Annotated in this window: 22 protein-coding genes; 20 read left to right on the top strand and 2 right to left on the bottom strand. The window is 26.8% G+C overall.

The annotated features are described in order from the left end of the window. Positions 1 to 43 precede the first annotated feature (43 nt). Both IC758_RS11395 and IC758_RS11390 read left to right on the top strand, forming a co-directional pair. Positions 44 to 1630 carry an ATP-binding protein gene (locus IC758_RS11395; RefSeq protein WP_227860427.1) on the top strand — a complete coding sequence of 529 codons (1587 nt, stop codon included), beginning with the start codon at positions 44 to 46 and terminating at the stop codon, positions 1628 to 1630. Between the two features lie 4 nt (positions 1631 to 1634). Then, the gene (locus tag IC758_RS11390; RefSeq protein WP_255606521.1) at positions 1635 to 2213 is read left to right on the top strand and encodes a response regulator transcription factor; all 579 of its coding nucleotides are present in this window, start codon (positions 1635 to 1637) and stop codon (positions 2211 to 2213) included. Between the two features lie 138 nt (positions 2214 to 2351). Here the strand turns inward: IC758_RS11390 and ytaF are convergent, their stop codons facing one another. Then, a complete protein-coding gene (ytaF, locus tag IC758_RS11385) occupies positions 2352 to 2975 on the bottom strand; it encodes a sporulation membrane protein YtaF (RefSeq protein ID WP_227482547.1) in 624 nt (207 codons plus the stop codon). 183 nt (positions 2976 to 3158) lie between these two features. On the opposite strand from ytaF, the gene IC758_RS11380 reads away from it, so the two are divergent. The 11 genes from IC758_RS11380 (at position 3159) to IC758_RS11330 (ending at position 15026) form a co-directional block, all read left to right on the top strand. After that, a complete protein-coding gene (locus tag IC758_RS11380; protein WP_227860426.1) occupies positions 3159 to 3806 on the top strand; it encodes a helix-turn-helix domain-containing protein in 648 nt (215 codons plus the stop codon). 203 nt (positions 3807 to 4009) lie between these two features. Beyond that, positions 4010 to 5068: a potassium channel family protein gene (locus IC758_RS11375; RefSeq protein WP_227434793.1), complete on the top strand. Its 1059-nt coding sequence runs from the start codon at positions 4010 to 4012 to the stop codon at positions 5066 to 5068. A 103-nt stretch (positions 5069 to 5171) separates the two neighbouring features. Next, positions 5172 to 6356, top strand: coding sequence for a D-alanyl-D-alanine carboxypeptidase family protein (locus IC758_RS11370; RefSeq protein ID WP_227482548.1), 1185 nt, complete (start codon positions 5172 to 5174; stop codon positions 6354 to 6356). Positions 6357 to 6562: 206 nt separating this feature from the next. Continuing rightward, entirely contained in the window at positions 6563 to 7276 is a 714-nt protein-coding gene (gene rpsB, locus IC758_RS11365; protein WP_003424537.1) for a 30S ribosomal protein S2, read from the top strand. Positions 7277 to 7354: 78 nt separating this feature from the next. Beyond that, complete coding sequence (gene tsf / locus IC758_RS11360; RefSeq protein ID WP_021384993.1) at positions 7355 to 8266, top strand: translation elongation factor Ts; 912 nt, start codon at positions 7355 to 7357, stop codon at positions 8264 to 8266. 83 nt (positions 8267 to 8349) lie between these two features. After that, positions 8350 to 9054 carry a UMP kinase gene (pyrH, locus tag IC758_RS11355; RefSeq protein ID WP_003430597.1) on the top strand — a complete coding sequence of 235 codons (705 nt, stop codon included), beginning with the start codon at positions 8350 to 8352 and terminating at the stop codon, positions 9052 to 9054. Between the two features lie 25 nt (positions 9055 to 9079). Further along, the gene (gene frr, locus IC758_RS11350; protein ID WP_227434791.1) at positions 9080 to 9637 is read left to right on the top strand and encodes a ribosome recycling factor; all 558 of its coding nucleotides are present in this window, start codon (positions 9080 to 9082) and stop codon (positions 9635 to 9637) included. A 2-nt stretch (positions 9638 to 9639) separates the two neighbouring features. Then, a complete protein-coding gene (locus IC758_RS11345; RefSeq protein WP_227434790.1) occupies positions 9640 to 9843 on the top strand; it encodes a hypothetical protein in 204 nt (67 codons plus the stop codon). 28 nt (positions 9844 to 9871) lie between these two features. Continuing rightward, on the top strand, positions 9872 to 10606 hold the full coding sequence (locus IC758_RS11340; RefSeq protein WP_227434789.1) for an isoprenyl transferase: 735 nt from the start codon (positions 9872 to 9874) through the stop codon (positions 10604 to 10606). 12 nt (positions 10607 to 10618) lie between these two features. Next, positions 10619 to 11398: a phosphatidate cytidylyltransferase gene (locus IC758_RS11335; protein ID WP_227434788.1), complete on the top strand. Its 780-nt coding sequence runs from the start codon at positions 10619 to 10621 to the stop codon at positions 11396 to 11398. 583 nt (positions 11399 to 11981) lie between these two features. Then, entirely contained in the window at positions 11982 to 15026 is a 3045-nt protein-coding gene (locus IC758_RS11330) for a diguanylate cyclase domain-containing protein (protein ID WP_227482549.1), read from the top strand. 690 nt (positions 15027 to 15716) lie between these two features. On the opposite strand, the gene IC758_RS11325 is transcribed toward IC758_RS11330, so the two are convergent. Then, the gene (locus IC758_RS11325) at positions 15717 to 16337 is read right to left on the bottom strand and encodes a hypothetical protein (RefSeq protein ID WP_227850987.1); all 621 of its coding nucleotides are present in this window, start codon (positions 16335 to 16337) and stop codon (positions 15717 to 15719) included. 399 nt (positions 16338 to 16736) lie between these two features. Between IC758_RS11325 and IC758_RS11320 the strand changes: the two genes are divergently transcribed. From IC758_RS11320 to IC758_RS11290, 7 genes are all read left to right on the top strand, one after another. Then, entirely contained in the window at positions 16737 to 16940 is a 204-nt protein-coding gene (locus tag IC758_RS11320; protein WP_227434784.1) for a helix-turn-helix domain-containing protein, read from the top strand. A 259-nt stretch (positions 16941 to 17199) separates the two neighbouring features. Further along, positions 17200 to 18354 carry a 1-deoxy-D-xylulose-5-phosphate reductoisomerase gene (locus IC758_RS11315; protein ID WP_227860425.1) on the top strand — a complete coding sequence of 385 codons (1155 nt, stop codon included), beginning with the start codon at positions 17200 to 17202 and terminating at the stop codon, positions 18352 to 18354. Between the two features lie 12 nt (positions 18355 to 18366). Next, positions 18367 to 19371 carry an RIP metalloprotease RseP gene (gene rseP, locus IC758_RS11310; RefSeq protein ID WP_227434782.1) on the top strand — a complete coding sequence of 335 codons (1005 nt, stop codon included), beginning with the start codon at positions 18367 to 18369 and terminating at the stop codon, positions 19369 to 19371. Between the two features lie 185 nt (positions 19372 to 19556). Further along, positions 19557 to 20612, top strand: a complete 1056-nt coding sequence (gene ispG, locus IC758_RS11305) for a flavodoxin-dependent (E)-4-hydroxy-3-methylbut-2-enyl-diphosphate synthase (RefSeq protein WP_227860424.1) — start codon at positions 19557 to 19559, stop codon at positions 20610 to 20612. 366 nt (positions 20613 to 20978) lie between these two features. Continuing rightward, positions 20979 to 21674 (top strand): CRISPR-associated endoribonuclease Cas6, encoded by a 696-nt coding sequence (cas6, locus tag IC758_RS11300; RefSeq protein ID WP_227835452.1) that lies wholly within the window; start codon positions 20979 to 20981, stop codon positions 21672 to 21674. A gap of 11 nt (positions 21675 to 21685) precedes the next feature. Then, positions 21686 to 23419 (top strand): CRISPR-associated protein Cse4, encoded by a 1734-nt coding sequence (locus tag IC758_RS11295; protein ID WP_227860423.1) that lies wholly within the window; start codon positions 21686 to 21688, stop codon positions 23417 to 23419. Then, positions 23412 to 24401, top strand: coding sequence for a type I CRISPR-associated protein Cas7 (locus tag IC758_RS11290; protein ID WP_227824015.1), 990 nt, complete (start codon positions 23412 to 23414; stop codon positions 24399 to 24401). The genes IC758_RS11295 and IC758_RS11290 overlap by 8 nt, the downstream gene beginning before the upstream one ends.

Genomic DNA, 24401 nt, shown 5'->3' with positions numbered 1-24401 from the left:
TATGTAATGTTATCATATAATTAATTATCAGAAAGGAGTTAATATGTTCAAAGTCAGTTATAATAAAAGAAAGATTTTCATATTAATAAATCAATTATTGATAATATTATTTCTAATTTATGAATTTTTTAATAATAAAAATATTAAAAGTATTTCCATTTTCACTCTCTTACTTGTATCTATTATAGTTGTTGATATAATGTACATTGAATTAATTAACTTGAAACAAAATAGAGTGCTCGTACAATTTACAAACTTGCTTGTTTTGCTTTCTTGGTATTTTTTATTTTTATTTGATAATAGTAAAATATCTTCTGAATTAATTTTTTTCCTAAGTCCGATTATTGTTTTTGAAAGTGTAAGATTTTTATTTGTATTTTTCTTTCAAGATTACAAATACAACTACCAGAAAGGCTTAGAATTTATATTGAAACTTATGTGTGCTTTGACAGTCGTTTCAAAATTTATTGATAATCATCTGTTTGCACTACTTTATTTATTACAAATAATTATAAGTTTGATAAGCTTTATATTCTTAATAGTCTTATATAAAAAAACTGTGATACTTGTTTTAAAGTGTGAGAAAAGAAATTTTATATATTCAGCTATTTTATTGTTTATATTCCTTGTATATGCTATAGTTTTTTCTAAAAAACAGGAATATGTTGAGAATCTAGGAATGTATTTAATTATATCATTAGCCATATTTAGTATCCATAATATTGCTATAAAAGATAAAGGTTATATAAAACAAAATACTATGCTAAATGGTAAGAAAAGATTGATTTTTATTTCTTTAATAAGTGTATTTTTCGTTGGAATTGGAAAACTATTAGACCTTAATATAATTACGTATTTTATAATAATACATTGTATATTTTGGTTTACTCTACTTTACTTTATTTTAATTTACACAAACATTGATGATATCATATATAATAAAAATTCAGTAAAAAAATTTAGTGTGCAAGAAAGCAACTTAATAAATAATCTAATGCAGATATATAAAGAGGAAGAGCTTAAAAAGGATTTTTCTAATTATCTACATGATGAAGTATTACAAGATTTACTGTCAATTAAAAATATGATGAAAAAATCTGAAAATCCAGATGTAAAATATATAATCGTAAGTACATTAGAAAAATTAAATCTATCTATTCGCAATCAAATGCAGGATTATCATCCAATATTGTTAAAAACACTTACATTAAAAGAAAATATAGAAAATATGTTTGTTATGGTTAGAGGTAATTATTTATCTAAAAATATAGAAATTTGTTTTACATGTGAAGATAATATATTTTTGGCTGAACCATATAATTTTATTATATACCGTATATTAAAAGAGCTAGTAACAAATGCTTTTAAACATTCAAATTGCTCTAAAATGGAAATTTCACTAATTCAAAAAAATAAAGATATAATTCTTTCAGTATTAGATAACGGAGTGGGAGTGGAAAGTGAATATGATTTAATAAGATATCAAAATAATGGGCTATCTTCTATTCAAGAACAATTACACAGATTAAATGGTGTTTTTAATATTGATAAGACAGCTTCTGGGTTTAGTATTGTTGTAAAAATTCCTATGGAAGGAGAGAATTATTATAAATATTTTATTAATAGATGACCATGTGTTATTTGCAAAAAGCTTAGAAATTGCATTAGAAGATTATACTGAAATAGAAAAATTTATTTATATTAAAGATATTTCCCAGGTAATTTCAATAATTAAAAATGAAAAACCAGATATAATTCTTATTGATATTAATTTAGGAAAAATTGACAATGATGGGTTGTCTCTAGCAAAAGACATTATAAGAATAATACCTAAAGTAAAAATAGTCATGTTAACGGGTTATGATTTGCCTGTATATAAGTATGAAGCTCAAAAAATGGGTGCAAAAGGTTTTATAAATAAAAATATCGAGCCAGATAAATTTATTGAAATATTAAATCAGATTCAAAATGGATATAATTATTTTCCCAATGAAATAAAATATATTGAAGAGCTAACACATAGAGAAAAATTAATATTGCAATTTCTATATAATGGAGTTAAGAGAAAAGATATAGCAACTCAATTATACTTAAGTGAGCGAACAGTATCTAATCATATCCAAAACATTTTTGATAAACTAAATGTATCTTCTTCATTAGAAGCTGTCACAAAGGGAGTTCAGCTTGGATATATTAAACTCAATATGCAATAAGAGAAGTTTGTAGTTCAGTAAATGTATTTGATTGTAAATTTTCATCTAATATAATAATTAAATTTAAGTAGAAATTTTTATCATTTAAAATATATATAAAAAGGCTATCTAAAATAAAATTTTAAGATAGCCTTTTTGTTAACATATTTTCATAAATCCAATAATTAGTAAAATCAAACCGCTTAACCAAGATAAATTTAGATTTATATTTTTAACAAATACATTTCCTAGTAAACAACCAAATGATACTGCTAATATATTTGAAATTAGAGAAAATAAGATAACTTGTATATAATTTACACCTACAAGACCACTTCCAAATCCAATAGCTAATCCATCTAAGCTTAAAGCAAGTGCAAGTGTAAATGCTTCAGCAGGTTTAAGAATTTTAGATTTATTTGTATCTAAAGTGTCAGGTTCAACACTAACATTAAAATTTAACTTAAGGTCTAGCATATTAAAATTATAATCTTTTGAATGTATGGATTTTTTTTTGAAATAAGATTTAAAGAAACTCTCAACTAATCGAGAACTTCCTAATAAAAATAAAATTAAAAAGCATATCAACATTGTTATATTTTGAGGTAAGAAGTCTCTAGCTATTGTACCTGCAAAAAGTGATATTGCCAAAATTGCTGAAGAAACCACACTAATAATCATATTTGAATATAAAGGAACTTTAACTTTATTTACGCCATATCCAAAACTTGTTACAAAGGCATCTATACAAAGAGAAGTTACTAATAAAATTGATTCAATCACAGTAGATTAACATCCTTTCTCTTAAATTTTATACTTATATAGTTATAGTATTGTAAAAAGAGATAAATTGTTACAGATAAACCAATAGAGTGTTGATAGAATTTCAACATTTTGTAACACCTAAAAAACAAAAAATTCATATTATATAATATAAAATCAAACCTAATAAAGCAGGTGAAAATAATGGAGCAACATATTGAGATTGAGAGTTTTGGTAATCTATTGAAGGCATTATTAAAAGAAAAATCAATATCAATGGGAGCGTTGAGTAAAAAAAGCGGAATTGATAAATCTACTATATCTCGCATAGCAAATAATAAACAAAAACCGAATATAAATCACCTAGAAAAGATTGCAATACACTTAAATGTAAATTTAGAAGAGTTATTAAAAGCATCGGGATATGAGTTTAAAAACAGTAATAATAAACAAATTTTTAATATAGATAGCGATTTTAGTAACTTTGATGATGTACTTGGATTTGCAAATTTAATTAATGATAAAAATTTCAACGGAAATATTGAGAAAGAGTTAAGTAAATGTGAATTATATGTTCAAACAGATGAAGGGAAAAAATTACTTTTTGATAGTTTTAGTAAAAAAATAGATTCTATAGAAAAACAAGGACAATTTACAGATAGACTGAGGGACATGTATGCTGAATTTTGTACAGGAAAATTAGGAATAAAAAAATATTTATTGACTGGAAGTATGCTGCTTTACTTTGTTATATCAACGGATGTTATTCCAGACTTTGTATTTCCAATAGGATTTATGGATGACTTAGTAGCATTAAATATGATTACAAAACTACTTAGAAAAGATAAGTAGTTTTGTAATTGTACTACTCTATGGAGATGACAAGCAAAGATACTGAGTATAGATAAATTTTAATGTTTATCTAAGGAGAAATAACTTGAAAATTTTAAAATAAACAATTTAATATATATTTTGTATGTATTTAAGTATATAAAATAAAATAATATCCAAACTAATACAAAATAGTGATAATTTTTTTGTACTGGAGGATATTTATGAATTGCAAATGGATATCTAAAATAGATGAAAGAAAAAAATGTCATAGAGAAGCAGATTCTTCTGGATATTGTATTTTTCACAAAGAGAATAAGTCTAGTGAAGATATAAAACTGATGATGGATAATATATATAAAGAAGAAATAAATGAATTTAATGGATTTATATTTGAAAATGAATTTAATGCAGAAGAAATATTAACTTATGACTATAAATTATTAAATTTTTCTGAAACGATATTTAAAAAAGAAGCAAATTTTAGAAAATATCTTTTTAAAAAAAATGTTATTTTTAACTATACAGATTTCAGGGGTCAAGTATCTTTTAATGCTTGTGTATTTTTAGAAAATTGTGATTTTAATAAAACAAAGTTCAATAAGGTATATATAAATGATAAGATATTTGAAAAAGTAAAATTTAAAGGGCCTGATTTAGTAGTTAATAAAGTAGAAAATTTTCCAAGAATGGATGGAATAATTTTTAGTATGTGTACAAAATTTATACTTAAAAATGTGGAGTATGGAAAAAGTGAATGCAAGCATGGAAAAATAAATTATAGAATAGCTAGAAATCAAGCTACAAAAATTGGAGATTATGAGATGATAGGTCCTTACTATTATAAGGAAAGAATTTATAGTAGCAAAATGATAAAACGTTCTGACTATCCAACTCTCAGCAGTTATTTGGTTGAAAAGTTTTTTGACCAAATAGCGCACTATACTACAGGTTATGGAGAAAAACCATGGAATATATTATTTGTGATTATAGCTATAATAAGTAGTTTTGCCTTATTATATCTATTCGTAGGTATAGAAAGTTCAAACAGTACACTTATAACTTTAAATATAAATAACTTAGGTAATTATTCAGCAAGTGAGATTTTTAAAACATATATAGATTTATGGTATTTTAGTATGGCTACATTTAGTACAGTAGGATACGGAGATATGGTTGCTACAAGTTTGATTGGTAAAGCTTTAGCAGGTATAGAAGTATTTTTAGGAGTTACAATAGGAGCAATTTGGGCATCTGTGATTATTAAGAGAATGATAAGATAATATCTGTGTAAATATGGATAGGTATTAATTACTAGATATAAATTGGACTAAAGAGGGAAAATTTAAATATAAATATACTTAATAATCCAAGAAGGTGAAAAAATTGAAAAACGGAATAAAAAAAATTTTAACATTAACTCTAATTCTAGCATTTATAATACCAAATTATTCATATGCTGATGAAAAATCCGTAGACAAATACTCAAAAACATCTATACTTATAGACCAAGAAACAGGTAGAGTCTTGTATGGTAAAGAGCCTGATATGAAGGTACCTTTAGCAAGTTTAAGTAAGATGATGACTTTTTTACTTGCAATAGAGGCTATTGAAAATAAAGAAGTAAAAGAAACTGACACAATAAAGATAGACAAGTCTATTGCTTCAGTGAAAGGTTCAAGCTATAAACTAAAAGTTGGTGAAGAAGTACCACTTATAGAACTTATGAGAGGTCTTATGATTGTATCAGGAAATGATGCAGCAATTGCTATAGCAAAACATATTTGCAAATCTAAAGAGGCATTTGTAGATAGGATGAACAAAAAAGCAAAAGAAATAGGAATGACTAATACTCATTTTTTAAATCCAAATGGTCTTCCAATATATGATTTAAGTAATCCCAAAAAACCAGCAAAAGAAAATATATCTACTGCAAGAGATATATCTATTCTTGGAAAATACATGTTTGACCATTATGAAAAGCAAGTAACAGCTATAACTGATATGGAAACCTATACGAACTCAGATAGAAGCTTTGAAAAAAGCAATACAAATGCATTATTGAGAATTATACCTGAAGTTGATGGTATAAAAACAGGGTACACTGGGAATGCTGGCTATTGTTTATCATTTTCTATGATTGTTAATAAGAATGATAAAAATGAGAAAAAACGTAGAGTAATAGGCGTTGTATTAGGTGCTAATCATAAAGATAAAAGAATATCCTCTTCTTTGGCTATGTTAAAATATGGAAAAGAGAATTTTAATATGAAAAAAGTAATTGATAAAGATAGCTTTATTGGTAAGAAATATATAAAAGGAATGAAAGAACTAGAGGTTACTTTAAAAGCAAAAAATGAACTTTATACAATATTAAAAAATGATGAAAATATAAAATCTGAAGTAAAAATTAAAAATATGGAGTATCCTGTTAAAAAAGGTGATACTATGGGTACTATAAAATATTACACTAGTTCAGGTGATTTACTTGGAAGTGTAGATATAGTCAGTGATAATAGTGTTGATAATGTACCACTAAAAATAAAATTAAAAATGAAATTTGCAAATTAAATTCAAAAAAATGGTATAAAATATACAAAAAAATATAAAAATAGAAAATATGGAAAAAATATTGTTATTTTTTCACCTCTATGATATACTACTAGAGGTGAAAAAATAAAATAAATCACACACAGCATTGGGATCCTTAAAAGGTGCCTATTACATGGTTTTTTAGGGAGAAGATCAAGCTGGAGGTATAAAACCAGGAGGTAAATATGTCAGTAATATCAATGAAACAATTATTAGAAGCAGGTGTTCACTTCGGTCACCAAACAAGAAGATGGAACCCTAAAATGGCTAAGTATATATTCACAGAAAGAAATGGAATATATATAATCGACTTACAAAAAACAGTTAAAAAAGTTGAAGAAGCTTACAAGTTCACTAAAGAAGTAGCTGAAACAGGAAAGCCAATTTTATTCGTAGGAACTAAGAAACAAGCTCAAGATGCGATAAAAGATGAAGCTGAAAGATGTGGAATGTACTTTGTTAATGAAAGATGGTTAGGTGGAATGTTAACAAACCACAAAACTATAAAAACTAGAATAAATAAATTAAGAGAATTAGAAAAAATGGAAGAAGAAGGCGTATTTAACGTTCTTCCTAAAAAAGAAGTTATAAAATTAAGAGCTGAAAAAGAAAAACTAGAAAAGTACTTAGGTGGAATAAAAGACATGCCTGAATTACCAGGTGCAATGTTCGTAGTTGACCCAAGAAAAGAAAACATAGCTATTCAAGAAGCTCACAGATTAGGTATACCAGTAGTTGGTATAGTTGATACAAACTGTGACCCAGAACAATTAGACTTTGCTATACCAGGAAATGATGATGCAATAAGAGCCGTAAAATTAATAACTGGTGCTATGGCAACAGCTGTAATTGAAGGTAGACAAGGTGCTGAAGAAGAAGTAGCTGAAGACCAAGAATAATAATTTGACAATTAAATGGTAAGGGTCGCCCTTACCATTTATAATATGGAATAGAATAAGTAGGAGGAAACTTAAAAAATGGCTAATATAACTGCTCAAATGGTAAAAGAGTTAAGAGAAAGTACAGGCGCAGGAATGATGGACTGTAAGAAAGCTTTACAAGAAGCTGAAGGAAATATGGAAAAAGCAGTAGATTTATTAAGAGAAAAAGGATTATCAAAAGCTGCTAAAAAAGCTGGTAGAGTTGCTGCTGAAGGTCTAGTTGCAATAGAAATGAACGATGATAATACAGTTGCTTCTATGGTAGAAGTTAACTCAGAAACAGATTTCGTTGCTAAAAATGAAGACTTCAAAGTGTTCGTTAAAGATGCTGCTTGTATGGCATTAGCTACTGATAAAGAAGATATCGCTTCTTTATTAGGTGAAACTCATAGAGAAGGAATAACTTTACAAGAAGTTTTAAATAATAGAGTTGCAAAAATAGGTGAAAAATTAGACTTTAGAAGATTTGCTAAAGTTGTAACTAATGGACAAGTTGCTGGATATATCCACGGTGGTGGAAAAATAGGTGTTCTTGTTGAAATGGAAACAGAAGCTAGAGATGCCAAAGTTTTAGAATTAGGTAAAGATGTAGCTATGCAAGTTGCTGCTATGAATCCTAAATACGTTTCAAGAGATGAAGTAGATGCTGAATACATAGCACATGAAACAGAAGTATTAACTCAACAAGCATTAAATGAAGGAAAGCCAGCTAATATAGTTGAAAAAATGGTTAAAGGAAGATTAGAAAAAGAATTAAAAGAGGTTTGTTTATTAGAGCAAACTTTCGTTAAAAATCCAGATATAACTGTTAAACAATTAGTTGCTGATGTTGCTAAAGCAGTAGGTTCTGATATAAAAGTTGTTAAAGTTGTGAGATTCGAAGTTGGTGAAGGTATACAAAAGAGAGAAGAAAACTTTGCAGAAGAAGTTGCTAAGCAACTTAAGTAATAACCAAAGAGAGAACACGCAGGTGTTCTCTTTTTTAAAAAATAGAAAAAATGGATATGAAGGATTGAAATAGGAGGTTTCTGATGGATAAACCAATGTACAAAAGGGTATTGTTAAAATTAAGTGGAGAAGCATTAGCGGGAGAAAGAGGTTTTGGTATAAATAATGATGTAGTTAATGATATTGCTATTGCTATTAAAAAAATACAAGAAATAGGTGTTGAAGTGGCTGTAGTTGTAGGTGGAGGAAACTTCTGGAGAGGTAGAACTAGCGAAGGAATGGATAGAACTACTGCTGACTATATAGGTATGTTAGCTACAGTTATGAATGCAATGGCATTACAAGATGCACTAGAAAATATAGACGTTGCTACAAGAGTTCAAACTGCTATAGATATGAGACAAATTGCAGAACCATATATAAGAAGAAGAGCAGTTAGACATTTAGAAAAGGAAAGAGTTGTTATATTTGGTGCAGGAACTGGAAACCCTTACTTTACAACAGATACAACTGCTGCTTTACGTGCTGCTGAAATGGAAGCAGAAGTTATTTTGTTAGCTAAAAATGTTGATGCAGTATATGACAAGGATCCAAAAGTACATGCAGATGCTAAGAAATTTACAGAATTAAGCTATATGGAAGTTATACAAAAAGAATTAAAAGTTATGGATTCTACAGCTACATCTTTATGTATGGATAATAAGATTCCAATAAAGGTATTTGAGCTTACAACGGAGAATATAATAAGAGCAGTAAAAGGTGAAAATATAGGAACTACTGTAAAATAATGAAGAATGAAGGAGGAGTAAAATTATGAAACTAGAAATACATAAGCAGTTAGAAGAGAAAATGAATGGGACAATTGATGCTTTAAAGTTCGAATTTGGAACTATAAGAGCAGGAAGAGCCAATGCACAAATGTTAGACAAAATAAGAGTTGATTATTATGGAACTCCAACTCCAATAAATCAAATTGGTGCTATATCTGTACCAGAGCCAAGAATACTAATGATATCTCCTTGGGATAAATCTGCTATGCATGAAATAGAAAAAGCTATAGCTAACTCAGATTTAGGATTGAATCCATCTAATGATGGTGAAGTTATAAGACTTTCTGTACCAGCTTTAACAGAGGAAAGAAGAAAAGAATTAGCTAAAAAGGCCAGTAAAGCTTCAGAAGAATTTAAAGTTAGAATAAGAAATGAAAGAAGAGACGCCAATGAAAAAATTAAGAAAATGGAAAAAGGCGGAGAAATAACAGAAGATGAATTAAAGAAAGCACAAGATGAAGTTCAAAAAATGACTGATAAATTTATAAAAGAAATAGATACATTATTGGCTAAAAAAGAAAAGGATATAATGGAGGTATAATATTGAAAAAATATTATAACCTTTTAGGTCTTCATATAGATGAGGTAAAACAGTATTTTGATGAACAAAATGTAGCTTATACCATAAAATCTATTGAAGGTAAAAAGGATAAAGATAAACTTGTAGTTCCTAGAGTTATAAAAATATCTGAGATAGGTGATAGTGTAGAACTAATAATCACATACTTTTCTGACTCCTTAATTTAAGGAGTCAGAACAATATTGGAGGCAAAATATGAATAACAACATCATGTATGACATAGACTTAAATAACATACCTACTCATATTGCTATTATAATGGATGGGAATGGAAGATGGGCAAAATCCAGATTTCTTCCAAGAACTGCAGGACATAAGGCTGGAGTAGAAACTATAAGAGATATAGTTAAAGAATGTTCAAATTTAGGTGTTAAGCACTTGACACTATATGCATTTTCAACAGAAAATTGGAAAAGACCAAAACTTGAAGTTGATACACTTATGAACTTATTATCTACATACTTAAGAAATGAAATAGCTGAACTGCATCAAAATAATGTAAAAGTAACAGCTATAGGAGAGATAAGTGCTTTACCAAAAACTTGTATAAGAGAATTAAATTCAGCTAAGGAAATGACAAAAGACAATACAGGAGTTAACTTAAATTTAGCATTGAACTATGGAAGTAGGGCAGATATAAAAAATGCTCTTATAGATATAGTAAAAAATTGTGAAAGTGGTAAAATAGACATAAACAATATTGATGAAGATATTATAAAAAACTATTTAAGCACAAAGTCTATACCAGATCCAGACTTGGTCATAAGAACAAGTGGGGAACAAAGATTGAGTAACTTTTTACTTTGGGAAGTTGCTTATTCTGAGTTTTACTTTACTGATATACATTGGCCTGATTTCAACAAAGAAGAATTACAAAAGGCTATATATTTATATCAAAAAAGAGATAGAAGATTTGGAGGACTTAAGTAAGGAGATTATTTTATGCTTACAAGAATTATTGCTTCACTAGCTCTGGTTCCATTATTTCTATTTGTTGTATATGGAGGGATTCCTCTTTATATAGCTGAGATGGCAATAGTTTATATTGCATTACATGAATTTTATAAAGCATTTAAAATAAAAGATATACATCCAATATTTATTATAGGGTATATATTTTCTATTTATTTAGCTGTAAAAAATATTTTTAACTTACCATTGGAATATACTTATGCAGTGCTTTTCATTTTATTTTTAGCAAGTATAATTTATATGTTGATGGGCAAAAGCAATGTTATAGATGTTTCGATTACATTTTTAGGAGTTTTTTATATAGGAGTATTTTTAGATTTTATAGTTATAACTATAAATAGCTTTGAAAGAGGGAATATCTATGTATGGCTTATATTTGTAATATCTTTTATGACAGATATATTTGCATATTTTAGTGGCTATTTACTTGGCAAACATAAGTTAATCCCTAAAGTGAGTCCTAAAAAGACTGTAGAAGGAGCTATTGGAGGAATAATAGGAAGTACACTTTGTTGTATTTTATTTGGGTATTTATTTGGTATTGATTTGCTTCAATTGGCTATAATAGGAAGCATAGGAAGTATAATAGCTCAATTAGGAGATTTATTTGCATCCTCAATAAAGAGATATGTAGGGATAAAGGATTATGGAAAGATAATACCTGGTCATGGGGGTATATTAGATAGATTCGATAGTGTTATATTAGTAGCGCCTTTTGTATATAATACTATTAAATTTTTTATTAGATAAAGATTGGTTGGTTTTAAAAAGGCAGTCTATAATTGCTAGTAATGAAAATAGCTATGTAACTTTTAAAAAGCAGAAGAATTCTGTGAGTATTTAGTTACATGGCTATTTTCATTTTTTTATTTAATAATTTCGACATTTTTAAATATAGTATCTTTTTATAAGCTATATATCTGAATATAACTAATTTATTCTCAATTATAAATTTTATTTTTATGTATAATTAATAAGTCATAAGTATATTATTGATTTTATTTGATAAGTATGGGTATAATTTAAGTAATATATCAAAAAAAAGGAAAATATTTCCAAAATATGATAAAATAAATTCAAATAGTTAAATTCTCAATAAATAATATATTTTAATTGTTTATTGAAATATATTAGGTACTCCATCTTCAACATCATCAAGTTGATGATGTAAATTTAAAGTATACCAGTATAAAAATAGCTTTTGAATTAGGTAAGAATTTATTATATATATATAAATTTTCATAACTAGAAAATATGATTGGAATTAAAAAAATAATAGAAAAAAGTTTATTTCAAGAAGTTAAAGCAATTTAGGGGGGATGGATTAATAGGCATGTTAACTAATAATATTATAGACAAATTAACGAATTTAAATGGAAATTACAATTTGAGAATGATGCTTTCAAGTCTAGAAACACAGAAAAAGCCATATGGTATTATGTTTATTGGAATTGATGATTTCGAACAAATTAATAACTTATATTCTTATTCATTTGGAGATAGGGTTTTAAAAAAGTTTTCTAAATCTATTTTACCTTTTTTACCTGAAGATATAAGTTTATATAGATTAGATGGAAATGGTTTTGGAATTTTGTATCCAAATGGAGATTGTTATGAATTAACAAAACTCTTTAATAGGTTTCAAGATATCGCACAATGTATAAAACAGATTAATGGACATGCTATTTCATTTACTATATCAGGAAGTATTTGTTTTTATCCAAAAGATGGTATAGATTGTGATACACTATACCAAAATGCACGTGTTACATTTGAAAAAGCAAAAAAGCAAGGGAAAAAAACACTAATTGTCTATTCAAAAGATGAGTTGACTTTTTCGCAGTATTCTATACAGTTGATAGAGTATCTAAGAGAAAGTGTATTAAATAATTTTAAAGGATTTTATTTAAATTATCAACCACTTATTTTTAACAATAGTAAGAAACTATATGGATGCGAAGTATTGCTTCGTTGGAGAAATCCTAATTTTGAAATGAAACTTGGTCCAACTGAATTTATACCTTTTTTAGAATCTTCTGGGCTTATGGATACAGTTAGTCAATGGGTAATTAAAACAGCTTTAAAGCAATTAAAAGTATGGACAAAATATATGCCAAATTTCAATATGAATATAAATGTGTCATATCAGCAGCTTGAAGACCCTAGCTTCAAGTTTTTTATTTTAGACACTATAAAGCAAGAGGGTATATCTCCATCTCTGATTACATTGGAATTAACAGAAAATAATAACATAAAACAAATAGAAGAAATAAGGAGTTCTTTTGATTTTCTTCGAAGTCAAGGTATTAAGATTACATTCGACAGCTTTGGAGCAAAACATTCATCTTTAGAAATTTTTCGTGAACTAAGTGCTGATTCTTTAAAAATTAATCATACTCTTTTAAACCGTATTACATATGATGTAATAGACCAAAAAATCGTCTCTCAAATTATTAATCTATGTCATAGTATGAATATGTCCGTTTATGTGGAAGGAATTGAAAATAAAGAAACTTTAAAAATAATTGAACAGATGAGACCAGAAATATTGCAAGGATTTTATTATAATGAGCCTATAAACGCAGAGAAGTTTTATGAGCATTACTTTGAAAAGAATATTGAGAGCATTAATTATCAGGAAGATGTTATATCAAAAGAACTTTCTATAGAAAAAGAAAAAAGTATGGTATATTCTGCCTTTACTCCAACACATTCAATGAATATAAAAGAATTGGTTGATAATGCTTATGCAGGCATATTTCAAGTAGGAATGAACCCTGAATTTACTTTTCTTACATGTAATGAAGGCTATAGAAGGATGTTAGGTTATACCATTAAAGAGATGGAAGAAAAATTTAAAAATCAAGCATTAGGATTTGTGCATCCAGATGATATGGAATATGTGAATTATGAAATTAGAAGGCAACTTGGAATTAGCGATATAGTTACAATTGAATTTAGGGTAGTAAAATCTGATGGAACTCCTATATGGATACTTGGAACAGGCAATGTAGTAAAAGGTAAGCAGGGTTCTAAAAGTTTAATTGTAGTCATAATAGAAAATGATAGGCTTAAGAAAAGGTCTTTAGAGATGGAAGAATCCTATTGGAAATACAGAAGAGTTTTAGATAATATTCCTGCTTGTGTAAAATGTATCCATTTTGATGAAAATTTTACTTTAGATTATATTTCTCCTAGCTTTATATCATTGATAGGTTATACAGAAAAAGAAATTAAAAGTAAGTTTGATGGAAAGTATATCAATTTAATTATAGAAGAAGATAGAAGAGTTGTACTTGGAGATATGATAAGCCAAGTTAATTCTGGAGATATAGTTACACTTCATTATCATGTTAGATGTAAAGATAATCGTTTGATTTCTTTAGAAACGATTTCTAGATTATGTGAAAATGATAAAGATGGCAAGAAGTACTTTTATTCAAGTATTGTGGATGTAACAGAGGCAACAGATGTAACTTCTGAAAAAAGTGATAAAAAATCTAATAGACTTGTTAATCGCTATCAAACAGCCTTAAAACAATGGGGAGATATATTATTTGAATATAGTTTTAAGGATGGTACAATAACATTTTCTGATAACTATTATAGTATATTTGAGATAGAACCAAGAGGAACAATTTCTGAACAATTATCAAATATTTATGAAGAAGACCATCAGATTTTACTTGACGCTTTAGAAAATGCACGTATTGGTAATAAGCCAGAAGCAATAGAGATACGTATACGTTCTAAAGATAACGTACATTTATGGTGTTCTATAGTATTTAATGAACCTGATAAGATTGGAGATGCTACTATATCGATACTAGGTAAAATAAGAAATATTGATGAAGAAAAGAGAGAGTATAATAAGTTAATTGAGCAATCTCAAAATGATTTAATGACAGGATTACTAAATAAAAGTACTACTGAGGAAAAGATAAGACACATGTTGCTATCAGTTGATGAAAATAAGAAATATGCATTATTTATGATTGATGTAGATAATTTTAAGGATGTTAATGATACTATGGGGCATGTATTTGGAGATAAAATCTTAATTGAGTTAGCGGAATGTCTAAAAAGTAATTTTAGGAAAACAGATATTGTTGGCCGTGTTGGAGGTGATGAATTTATAGCATTTATGGAGTATAATGGAGATAAAGAAAGCCTACAAAAAAAAGGTCATGATATATTAAAAAGATTAGATACCACGTTTACATATGATAAATTATGTTTTGAAGTAAGTGTAAGTATAGGTATTTCTAGATACCCAGAAGATGGGAAACAGTTTTACGAGTTGTATCATCGTGCAGATAGTGCATTGTATAGAGCAAAAGAAGAAGGTAAAAATACATATTGTATGTTTTCCATCTAAAAATAAAATCAATCAAACACATGTTACTACAAAGCTTTTGTAATCACCTTTACTAAGTGATTAGTTATTTGTAAGTTATATAGATACATTATAATAGAGGTAACTGAAAGTGCTTTTAATGAAATATCAGAGCCAGTTAATTCAATTTTAGAAAAGCTTACTTAAAGAAACCTTTAATTGAGAAAAAGTCTACAAGTATCATTTAGTACATTATTAAAATGTCACATCGTATAGATATGTATGTTGTATGTTAAGGTATTGAAACTAAGAAAGACTTAGATTTTTTAAAGACTATTAAATGTGATGTGGGACAAGAATTTTATTTTTCGAGACCAATAGAAGAAAAAGAATTTTTTAATAAATATGTGACTGAAAAATAATATAAATATTGTAAAAGTGTAATAAGAACATAACATGCTAGAAGAATTAAAAATTTGTAATTAAAATTAGCAATAGATAAAAAGTATTAGTAATGTAACTAATGCTTTTTCTTATTGGCTTTATTTAGATTAATAATCATAAGAATAAAATGTTCATATAATAATTGAGTTGATTTCAATTTGATTTTATTAATAATGTAATAATGTTATTTGTGTAATGTCCAGTATTCATAACCAAAGATACTCTTTCTTTTACAAAGTTGAACTGAGTTATTTTTATTTGTCGAATCATACATGTTATTAGTAACTTTCATTTTTTTATTTTATTATTTACATTTATTTTAAGATAGTAATCGTTTTCAGAGCGAGAAGGATTTATTTCTTTATCAACAACTGTTACAAATTCAAACTCAGGTTTATCTAATGTTGCTATATAATTTAATGCTGGTGTTGTAGAAAAACTAAGAATAAATGTAGATAAGGTAACCAGTAATACTTTAAGTTTTGTTTCATGTCTTTTTTTGATAATTAATACTAAGGCATAAAAAATTAATAACACTATCATGTAAATAGCAGAAAAACTAAATCTTTCATTATTTGGTGTATTTAGGGTGTTTGTTGATAAAAGTGGAGTTAACATAGATAATGAACATGCTGTTAAAGGAAATGGTATATGATACTTTCTTGATTCTTTTGCTTTAGGTATTTCTAGTAGCATTTTAGGATATAGCCATAAATACATCATCCAACTGAATAGTAATATAAATATATAGATGGAAAATTTAATTTTCATAGGAGTAAGGAGAGCAATGATAGCAAGTATTGTTAGTAAATAACGAATAATACAAGTAACCTTTTTTTCTTTTTCTATGACAGCTAAAGTCCATCTATTTTTTATAAATTCATTTTCTCTTTTTTCACTCTGCTTCATTTAATAACCCTCTATTAATAGTATAGTTTTTTAATCCATTACTTTGTTTTATTTTAACATATTTATATAAAAAAGTAACATTGAAGTTTTTTATTTTTTGGAATGTTATGTTAACTTGGGATAATGATTATACAAATTTGTAATCAGAAGAAATTACTTCTATCATTACTTAAAGTTAATAAATATAATTTTCTGTAAAGCTTTTTAATTAGATACAGATTATTTTAAAACATATTTTTGATAGGTGCTATTTATTGTTATATTAAAATGAATTTATTTATCAATATTGAAAGAACATGGTTTTAGCCAATTTTGAATAAGTGATTATTTATCGAAAAAGATGAAAATTTTTCAAAATAGATAAAATATGATAAAATAGATTTTAGAAGAGGTGATAAAATGATTTCATACACTCCATTGTGGAAATTGCTAATTGATAGAAAAATAAGAAAGATGGAATTTGTAAATATATCAGGTATAAGTATTTCTGTTTTAGGTAGATTAGGAAATGATAAGTCTGTTTCTATGGATACAATGGAAAAGATATGTTTAGCACTAGACTGTAAAATAGAAGATGTTGTAGAAATAAAAAAAGATGTTTAATGATGCTAAAATATTTTAATAATATTATAAAAAACATATAAAGAATAGGTAAGGTTTAATTTAATAGATAGAGTTTTATTGGATTAAAAATAAAAGTAACTATATGTGAATAAATTAAAATTAAAGAGTAATGCTATAATGTAAACTAAATATATTTTTCCAGTAATTATATGAAGTTTTTGTGAATAGTAAAAATAATTGTTTTAGTAGTGTTATAATGTCTTGGTAGGGTATATTTATTATTAGAAAGGATTATTATATGAAAAAAATATCAATTTTAGGTTCTACAGGCTCTATAGGTAAGCAAACCTTAGATGTAGTTAGAGAAAATAGAGACAAGTTTGAGGTAGTTGCAATATCAGCTAATAGCAGTATTGAATTACTACTTGAACAAATTGTAGAATTTAGACCTAAATATGTAACAGTTTTTGAGGAAAGCAAAGCATTAAAATTAAAAGAAATATTGCCACAAAATATAGAGATAGAAGTTTTAACAGGAATGGAAGGTTTAAAAATAATTTCATCACTAGATGAAATTGATGTACTTTTAACTGCTGTTGTGGGAATGATAGGATTGGTCCCAACACTTTGTGCTATAAAGAAGGGAATAGATATAGCATTAGCGAATAAAGAGACATTAGTAACTGCTGGAGAGCTTGTAATGGCAGAGGCAAAAAAATATAATGTAAATATTCTTCCCGTTGATAGTGAACATAGTGCTATATTTCAGTGTTTAAATGGAGAGAATAATAAAAATATAGAAAAAATAATACTTACAGCTTCTGGTGGTCCATTTAGAGGAAAGAAAAAAGAAGAACTTTTAAATATAACTAAAAATGAAGCTTTAAAGCATCCAAACTGGAGTATGGGAAGAAAAATAAGTATTGACTCTTCAACTCTTATGAATAAAGGACTAGAAGTAATAGAAGCTAAATGGATATTTGGAGTAAAACAAGAAAATATAGATGTAGTAGTTCATCCACAAAGCATAATTCACTCAATGGTACAGTATACAGATAGTTCTATAATTGCACAATTAGGATGTCCAGATATGAGGTTGCCTATACAATATGCTCTTACATATCCAGATAGAATGGAAAGTAATTTTGAAAGAATGAATTTTTCAAAATTTAGTACTTTAACCTTTGAAGAACCAGACTTAGAGACTTTTCCATGTTTAAAATTAGCTTATGAATGTCTAAAGATGGGTGGAACTTATTCTTCTGTTTTAAATTCTGCAAATGAAGTTTTGGTAAGTGAATTTTTAGAGGATAAAATTGGTTTCTATGACATACCATATTACATAGAGAAAACTTTAGAGGTTCATAAAAGCATAAGCAAACCAACGTTAGAACAAATTTTAGAAACAGATAGATGGAGTAGAGCTTATGTTGAAAATCTGATAAAAAAATAGGAAGGTGAATTTATGACTATAATAGCTGCATTAATACTATTTAGTATAATTGTATTAATACATGAATTAGGACATTTTATATTTGCAAAAAGAAGTGGGATTAAGGTAAATGAGTTTTCTATAGGTATGGGACCTAAGATATATAGTGTAAAAAAAGATACAGAGTATTCCATAAGAGCTCTTCCAATTGGTGGATATGTAAGTATGGAGGGTGAAGACGAAGAACAAATAAGTCCAAATTCTTTTGGAAATAAATCTATACTACAAAGATTTAGTACTATTGTAGCAGGACCAATATTTAATATAATACTGGCAGCAGTACTTTTAGTACCAGTGTTTTTGTATATAGGTTCTCCAACTACTACACTTGGAAAAATAATGCAAGATACTCCTGCACAAGCAGTAGGACTTCAAGTAGGAGATAAGATAAATAAAATAAATGGTAATTCTGTTAAGACTTGGGATGAAGTTGCAAATATTATAAATACTTCTTCTGGTGGAGAATTGAAGCTTAGTATAACTAGGGATGGAAATGATAAAGTTGTAAATGTAATTCCTAAAGATAACAATGGAAAGTATGAAATAGGAATTCAGCCACAAAGAGAAAAAGATTTCTTTGGTTCAATAGTAAATGCATGTAAAACTACTGTGGATATGACAAAACAGATGTTAACATTCTTAGGTCAAATGGTTACAGGACGTGTACCAGGAGGAATTGGTAATGCTGTTGCAGGACCAGTAGGTGTTATTGGTATGGTATCAGATGCAGCCCAAACAGGTCTTATAAATGTAGTCTATTTGGCAGCTGTCATAAGTTTAAATCTAGGTATAGTAAACTTATTACCAATACCAGCCCTTGATGGTTGGAGAATACTTATGTTATTATTAGAAGCTGTTAGAGGCGGTAAAAAACTTGACCCAAATAAAGAAGGTATGATAAATGTAGTTGGATTTGGAGCCTTAATGTTATTTATGCTTTTTATAACATATAAAGATATATTAAGGTTATTTCAATAATTTAACTTTATATAAAGTTTAAAAAAGCTATGTAGTTTTAAGTGAGAATAAATTAATTTTAAAAGGTTAAATTTATTCTTAGTTGTTTAACTATATAGCTTTTTAATTTATAATATATATGTAGTTTGTAGTATTTTTTAAGATATTGAATAATTTTAATATAAAATAATATATAGAGGTGAAATATGAGTTACAAGAGAAGACAGACAAGAGAAGTTAGTGTTGGGAGTGTAAAAATAGGAGGAGAAAATCCTATAAGCATACAATCTATGACAAATACTGATACAAGAGATGCAGAGGCTACAATATCTCAAATAAAAAGATTAGAAGAAGCTGATTGTGATATAGTTAGAGTTGCTGTTCCTGATATGGAAGCAGCTAAAAATATAGGAAAGATAAAGTCTAATGTAAATATACCTGTTATTGCTGATATACATTTTGATTATAAGTTAGCACTTGAAGCTATAGAACAGGGTGTAGATGGTGTTAGAATAAATCCTGGTAATATTGGAAACATAGAAAGAGTTAGAATGGTTGTTGAGAAATGCAAGGAAAAAAATCTAAAAATTAGAATTGGTGTTAATGGGGGTTCTTTAGAAAAAGAACTTTTAAATAAATATGGTTCTGCAACTGCTGAAGCATTAGTTGAAAGTGCTATGGGACATATTAAGATTCTTGAAGATTTAGGTTTTTATAATATAGTTATTTCTCTAAAATCATCTGATATTTATAAAACTGTTGATGCATATGAATTAATATCAAAGAAAGTTGATTATCCTCTTCATATTGGAATTACTGAATCTGGAAGTGTTCATAAAGGAACAATAAAGTCTTCTATAGGTGTGGGAGCACTTCTTCTTAAAGGGATTGGAGATACTGTCAGAATATCTTTGACAGGTGACCCTGTTGAAGAGGTTGTTGTTGGTAAACAGATTTTAAGAAGTTTGGGTCTTTTAAATGATAAGATTAAAGTTATATCATGTCCTACATGTGGCAGATGTAATATAGATTTAATTAGTGTTGTAAATGAAGTTGAGGATAAAATTGGTAGTATGGAAAAAGATATTACTGTTGCAATTATGGGGTGTGCTGTAAACGGACCTGGAGAAGCTAGAGAAGCCGATATAGGCATTGCTGGTGGTAAGGGCGAAGGTCTTTTATTTAAAAAGGGTGAAATTGTAAGAATGATTAATGGTGATAAATTGGTTGATGAGTTACTGGATGAAATTGATAAGTTATAGAGTATATATTTAAAACATATTAAACAGCTAGATGATTAAATACTTTTAGAATAAACTTTATCTATAGTATTTAATTATCTAGCTGTTTTAAATTTTAACATTTTATAGTTGTATAATACTTTGTTTTTGATATTTTAACAGTATAAAGCTGAATTAACAAAGTTGATAGAATAAAATTGATTTAAAATTTAAGTTAAATGATTTGTCGAACAAAAAAATAAAAATTTTAAAGGAAAAAGTTGTTTAATAAAGAAATTATTAGATAGAAGTTATTTTTTATAATTTATTGTTGTTAAATAGATACAAAGGTCTTAATATATTTAGTTTATTAATATCAATTATCAGAAAATGGGGGGTGTTTATGAATTGGTTAAATGTATAGAATTATCAGTGAAGGTATACCTTCTTGAAAATATTTATTTAGATAATGTAGCCAAAGAAATATGCAAATTAATAGATGATACATTAATTATGGAAGATAAATATAGAGAGTTTCATAATAAAAATGAATTTAAGTATTATTCTTTCAATCTGCTATATCCTTTAGAAAAGGATAAAATTTATAAGAAGGATTGTATCTACACTTTTATTATTAGAACAGTAGATAGTGAGTTAGGAACTTATTTTATGAGGAATCTAAAAAATCAATATTCTGATAAAATAAAGGTCATTACAATGAGTAAAAAAGTAATTCCTAAAAAACATATTGAAAGTATTTATTCTATTACTCCAGTGATAGCAAAGTTTGAGGATGGATATTGGAAGGGTAGTAATACAGTAGAAGATCTGGAGAAAAGAATTAGAGAAAATTTAATAAAAAAATACAACGAATTTACCAACAGCAAGATAGATGAAAATTTTGAATTATTTAATATGATTAAGTTTATAAACAAAAAACCTATTTCCATGAAATATAAAAATATATCCTTACTTGGAGATAAAATAAGTTTTAAAGTATCAGAAAATGATATGGCTCAAGAAATTTCAAACTTTGCACTTGGAGTAGGGGTTGGAGAAATCAATTCTCGTGGATTTGGTTTTGTAAACTATAGATGGTTATAGGAGGTGAAGGTTTGTTAAAGGATTGCTTAGAGATTTTTGAAAAAGAATATAGGGCTATAGGGAATAGTCTTATAACAGATAATTATGTTTTATCTGAGGGCTCATATGTATTGGTAAAAGATTTTTCTATCATAGAAAAATTGGAAGTTTCAAAGGGTAATAGAGATAATACAGAAGAATTATATAGCAAGTTTTCAAAACTGGATTACTTGTCAAAACTGGTAGATATGAATAAACCTATTGATGACAAAAAGATAATTCATAGTAATAACTATCTTTCATTTTTTATTAAAAAAGAAAATTTAAGACCCGACAAAAATAACAGCATAAAGCTTACAGAAGATATTATTAATAACTATTATGATGTGTTACTAAATCCAGGGCTTAAATATGATAAAAAGAAAAAAGAAATATTTGATTCTATGGAAAAAAAATATGGTAGAACAGATGAAAATAATCTAAATAAGGTAAAGGTGTGGATAAAAAATAATATATTTACTTTAGTTGAAGATGTAAAAAAAGATAAAAATTATTTAAAAATATTTTTTGATGAAGAGATGGATATATACAATATAGAAAGTCAAAAATATGTAATTCCCAATATATATAATAAAAATGATTTTAATGTAACTATTGATGGTAAAACCTATGGATTACCAAACAATAATATGCAGTTAAATGCAAAAAAGCCATTTTTAGAATTAAAAACACGAAAGAAAAACTCAACACCATATCTAATTGATGAAGATGAAGTTTTGTTACAGAAAGCTTTCTTTGATTATTTAATGAATAAAGCATCCAGTGGAGAAGAATTAGTATATATAAGTAGTGAAAAAGGAATCCATAGAAAAGCTGATATACCAAATGAGTTTAGTGGATATATACTGAGGATAAAAAAGGGTAAAGAATTAGAAATACATGATTTTGATACTGTGGTAAATTTAAATACTAAAATAAAAAAAATAAATGTAAAGTTTGTAATACCAATAGAATATGACAAGTATGGTTTAAATCCAAGTTTAGAAGTAGGATATATTAATAATCTTAAAAAATTAGAAAAAACTATTGATACTATATATTTTAATACATTTATGTGTAATAGTTATTTCAGAGAAGTTAAAGAAATAAACTTAAATGATTTAATTCTAAGAGATATATTGGTTAGAAATAGAGATGGGTTATATACATGGTTTTATAAAGGTAGGGATAATATAGTAAGACAAACTTTTTCAAACTATTCTATGGAGATAATTAAAAATTCTATAAAAAACAATAACTATGTAAAAGCCAAGGAACAGTATAACTTAAGAATAGCTATAATAAATTATTTTTATGGAGGATATAAAATGGCAGATAAAATAAAATATATTAGTGAATCTTTATTTGAAAAAATAAATTCTAAACAAACACAATGTATACAAAGTGATGAAGAATACTATTTTGCAATTGGACAATTAGCTTCATATCTTATATCTAAAAATAAGTCATCAAAAAATAAAAACCATTCTCTAATTAATCCTATATTAAATGCACGAAATAAGGAAAAGCTTATGCTAGAGATAAGGAAGTTGTTTAAAAAATATAATTATGCCATAGATTATGGTAGTAAGAGGTTTGATAATTTATATGCTATGATTGTAGGATATGAAGTAGAAGATAAAAAAATTAATGGGGATTTATTAATAGGTGGTTACCTATATTCTAATTTAATATATACAAAAAGAGAGGAGAAAGAAGATGAATAAGAGAGTATATGGGGTGTTAGGAATAAAATCTGTAATGTCAAATTGGAATGCTGATTTTTCTGGATATCCAAAAACTATATCAACAGGAGAAATTTTTGGAAGTGACAAAGCTCTTAAATTTCCTATGAAGAAAATGTGGGAAAATGAAGGTGAAAAAGTATTATATATAAAGTCATTAAAAATAGATGAATCTAAGAAAGGAGAAATCAAAGTCAGACCAAAGTCACTAAAAGAGAGATATGAAGAATTGTTTGATATAGAAGATTTAAAGGTAGAAAAAAATCAACAAAATGTGTTAGAAAATTTATTTAAAGCTATTGATGTCAAAAACTTTGGAGCTACATTTGCAGAAGTAGGAAATAATATAGGAATTACAGGAGCAGTACAAATTGGTCAAGGATTTAATAAGTATGAAGATAGCAATGTCGAAGAGCAACAAATACTTTCTCCATTTAGAGACCCAAAAGCTAAAGATAAGAAAAAATCGACAAATGAAGAAGAAAAGGAAGATGCTAATTCAACTACTTTAGGTAAAAAAATAGTTAGTGATGAAGCGCATTATTTTTATCCTTTTTCAATAAATCCAAAGGCCTATGAAGCTTTTGTTAGTATGGGTGTAACTGAGGGGTATACTGAAAATGATTATAAAAAATTTAAAGAAGTTGCTCTAGTGAGTGCGACTGCGTTTAATACAAATTCAAAAATCGGATGTGAAAATGAATTTGCAATATTTATTGAAACAAATGAAGAAGTATATTTACCAGATTTAACTCAATATATAGCATTTAAAAAGAAAGAAAATGAAAATGATTTAATTTCTTTAAATATGATTGACTTAATGATTGACTTAGCAGAAGAAATTAATAGTATAGAAATATATTATAATCCATATAAAACAGAAATAAAGCCTTCCAAAGAGAAAATAGCATCAAAATTAGATAAAGTAAAGTTTATAAATATATTTACAAGAAAAGAGGTATAA

Source organism: Clostridioides sp. ES-W-0016-02, assembly GCF_020641035.1.
Lineage (GTDB): Bacteria > Bacillota > Clostridia > Peptostreptococcales > Peptostreptococcaceae > Clostridioides.
Note: the sequence above shows the minus strand (reverse complement) of the source record. Positions and strands in the feature narration are given on the sequence as shown.

Bases quoted from the DNA above. Each gene is read 5' to 3' on its own strand.
- IC758_RS11395 (WP_227860427.1), top strand. From the start codon at position 44: ATGTTCAAAGTCAGTTATAATAAAAGAAAGATTTTCATATTAATAAAT.
- IC758_RS11380 (WP_227860426.1), top strand. From the start codon at position 3,159: ATGGAGCAACATATTGAGATTGAGAGTTTTGGTAATCTATTGAAGGCA.
- IC758_RS11375 (WP_227434793.1), top strand. From the start codon at position 4,010: ATGAATTGCAAATGGATATCTAAAATAGATGAAAGAAAAAAATGTCAT.
- rpsB (WP_003424537.1), top strand. From the start codon at position 6,563: ATGTCAGTAATATCAATGAAACAATTATTAGAAGCAGGTGTTCACTTC.
- tsf (WP_021384993.1), top strand. From the start codon at position 7,355: ATGGCTAATATAACTGCTCAAATGGTAAAAGAGTTAAGAGAAAGTACA.
- pyrH (WP_003430597.1), top strand. From the start codon at position 8,350: ATGGATAAACCAATGTACAAAAGGGTATTGTTAAAATTAAGTGGAGAA.
- frr (WP_227434791.1), top strand. From the start codon at position 9,080: ATGAAACTAGAAATACATAAGCAGTTAGAAGAGAAAATGAATGGGACA.
- IC758_RS11340 (WP_227434789.1), top strand. From the start codon at position 9,872: ATGAATAACAACATCATGTATGACATAGACTTAAATAACATACCTACT.
- IC758_RS11335 (WP_227434788.1), top strand. From the start codon at position 10,619: ATGCTTACAAGAATTATTGCTTCACTAGCTCTGGTTCCATTATTTCTA.
- IC758_RS11330 (WP_227482549.1), top strand. From the start codon at position 11,982: ATGTTAACTAATAATATTATAGACAAATTAACGAATTTAAATGGAAAT.
- IC758_RS11325 (WP_227850987.1), bottom strand. From the start codon at position 16,337: ATGAAGCAGAGTGAAAAAAGAGAAAATGAATTTATAAAAAATAGATGG.
- IC758_RS11320 (WP_227434784.1), top strand. From the start codon at position 16,737: ATGATTTCATACACTCCATTGTGGAAATTGCTAATTGATAGAAAAATA.
- IC758_RS11315 (WP_227860425.1), top strand. From the start codon at position 17,200: ATGAAAAAAATATCAATTTTAGGTTCTACAGGCTCTATAGGTAAGCAA.
- rseP (WP_227434782.1), top strand. From the start codon at position 18,367: ATGACTATAATAGCTGCATTAATACTATTTAGTATAATTGTATTAATA.
- ispG (WP_227860424.1), top strand. From the start codon at position 19,557: ATGAGTTACAAGAGAAGACAGACAAGAGAAGTTAGTGTTGGGAGTGTA.
- IC758_RS11290 (WP_227824015.1), top strand. From the start codon at position 23,412: ATGAATAAGAGAGTATATGGGGTGTTAGGAATAAAATCTGTAATGTCA.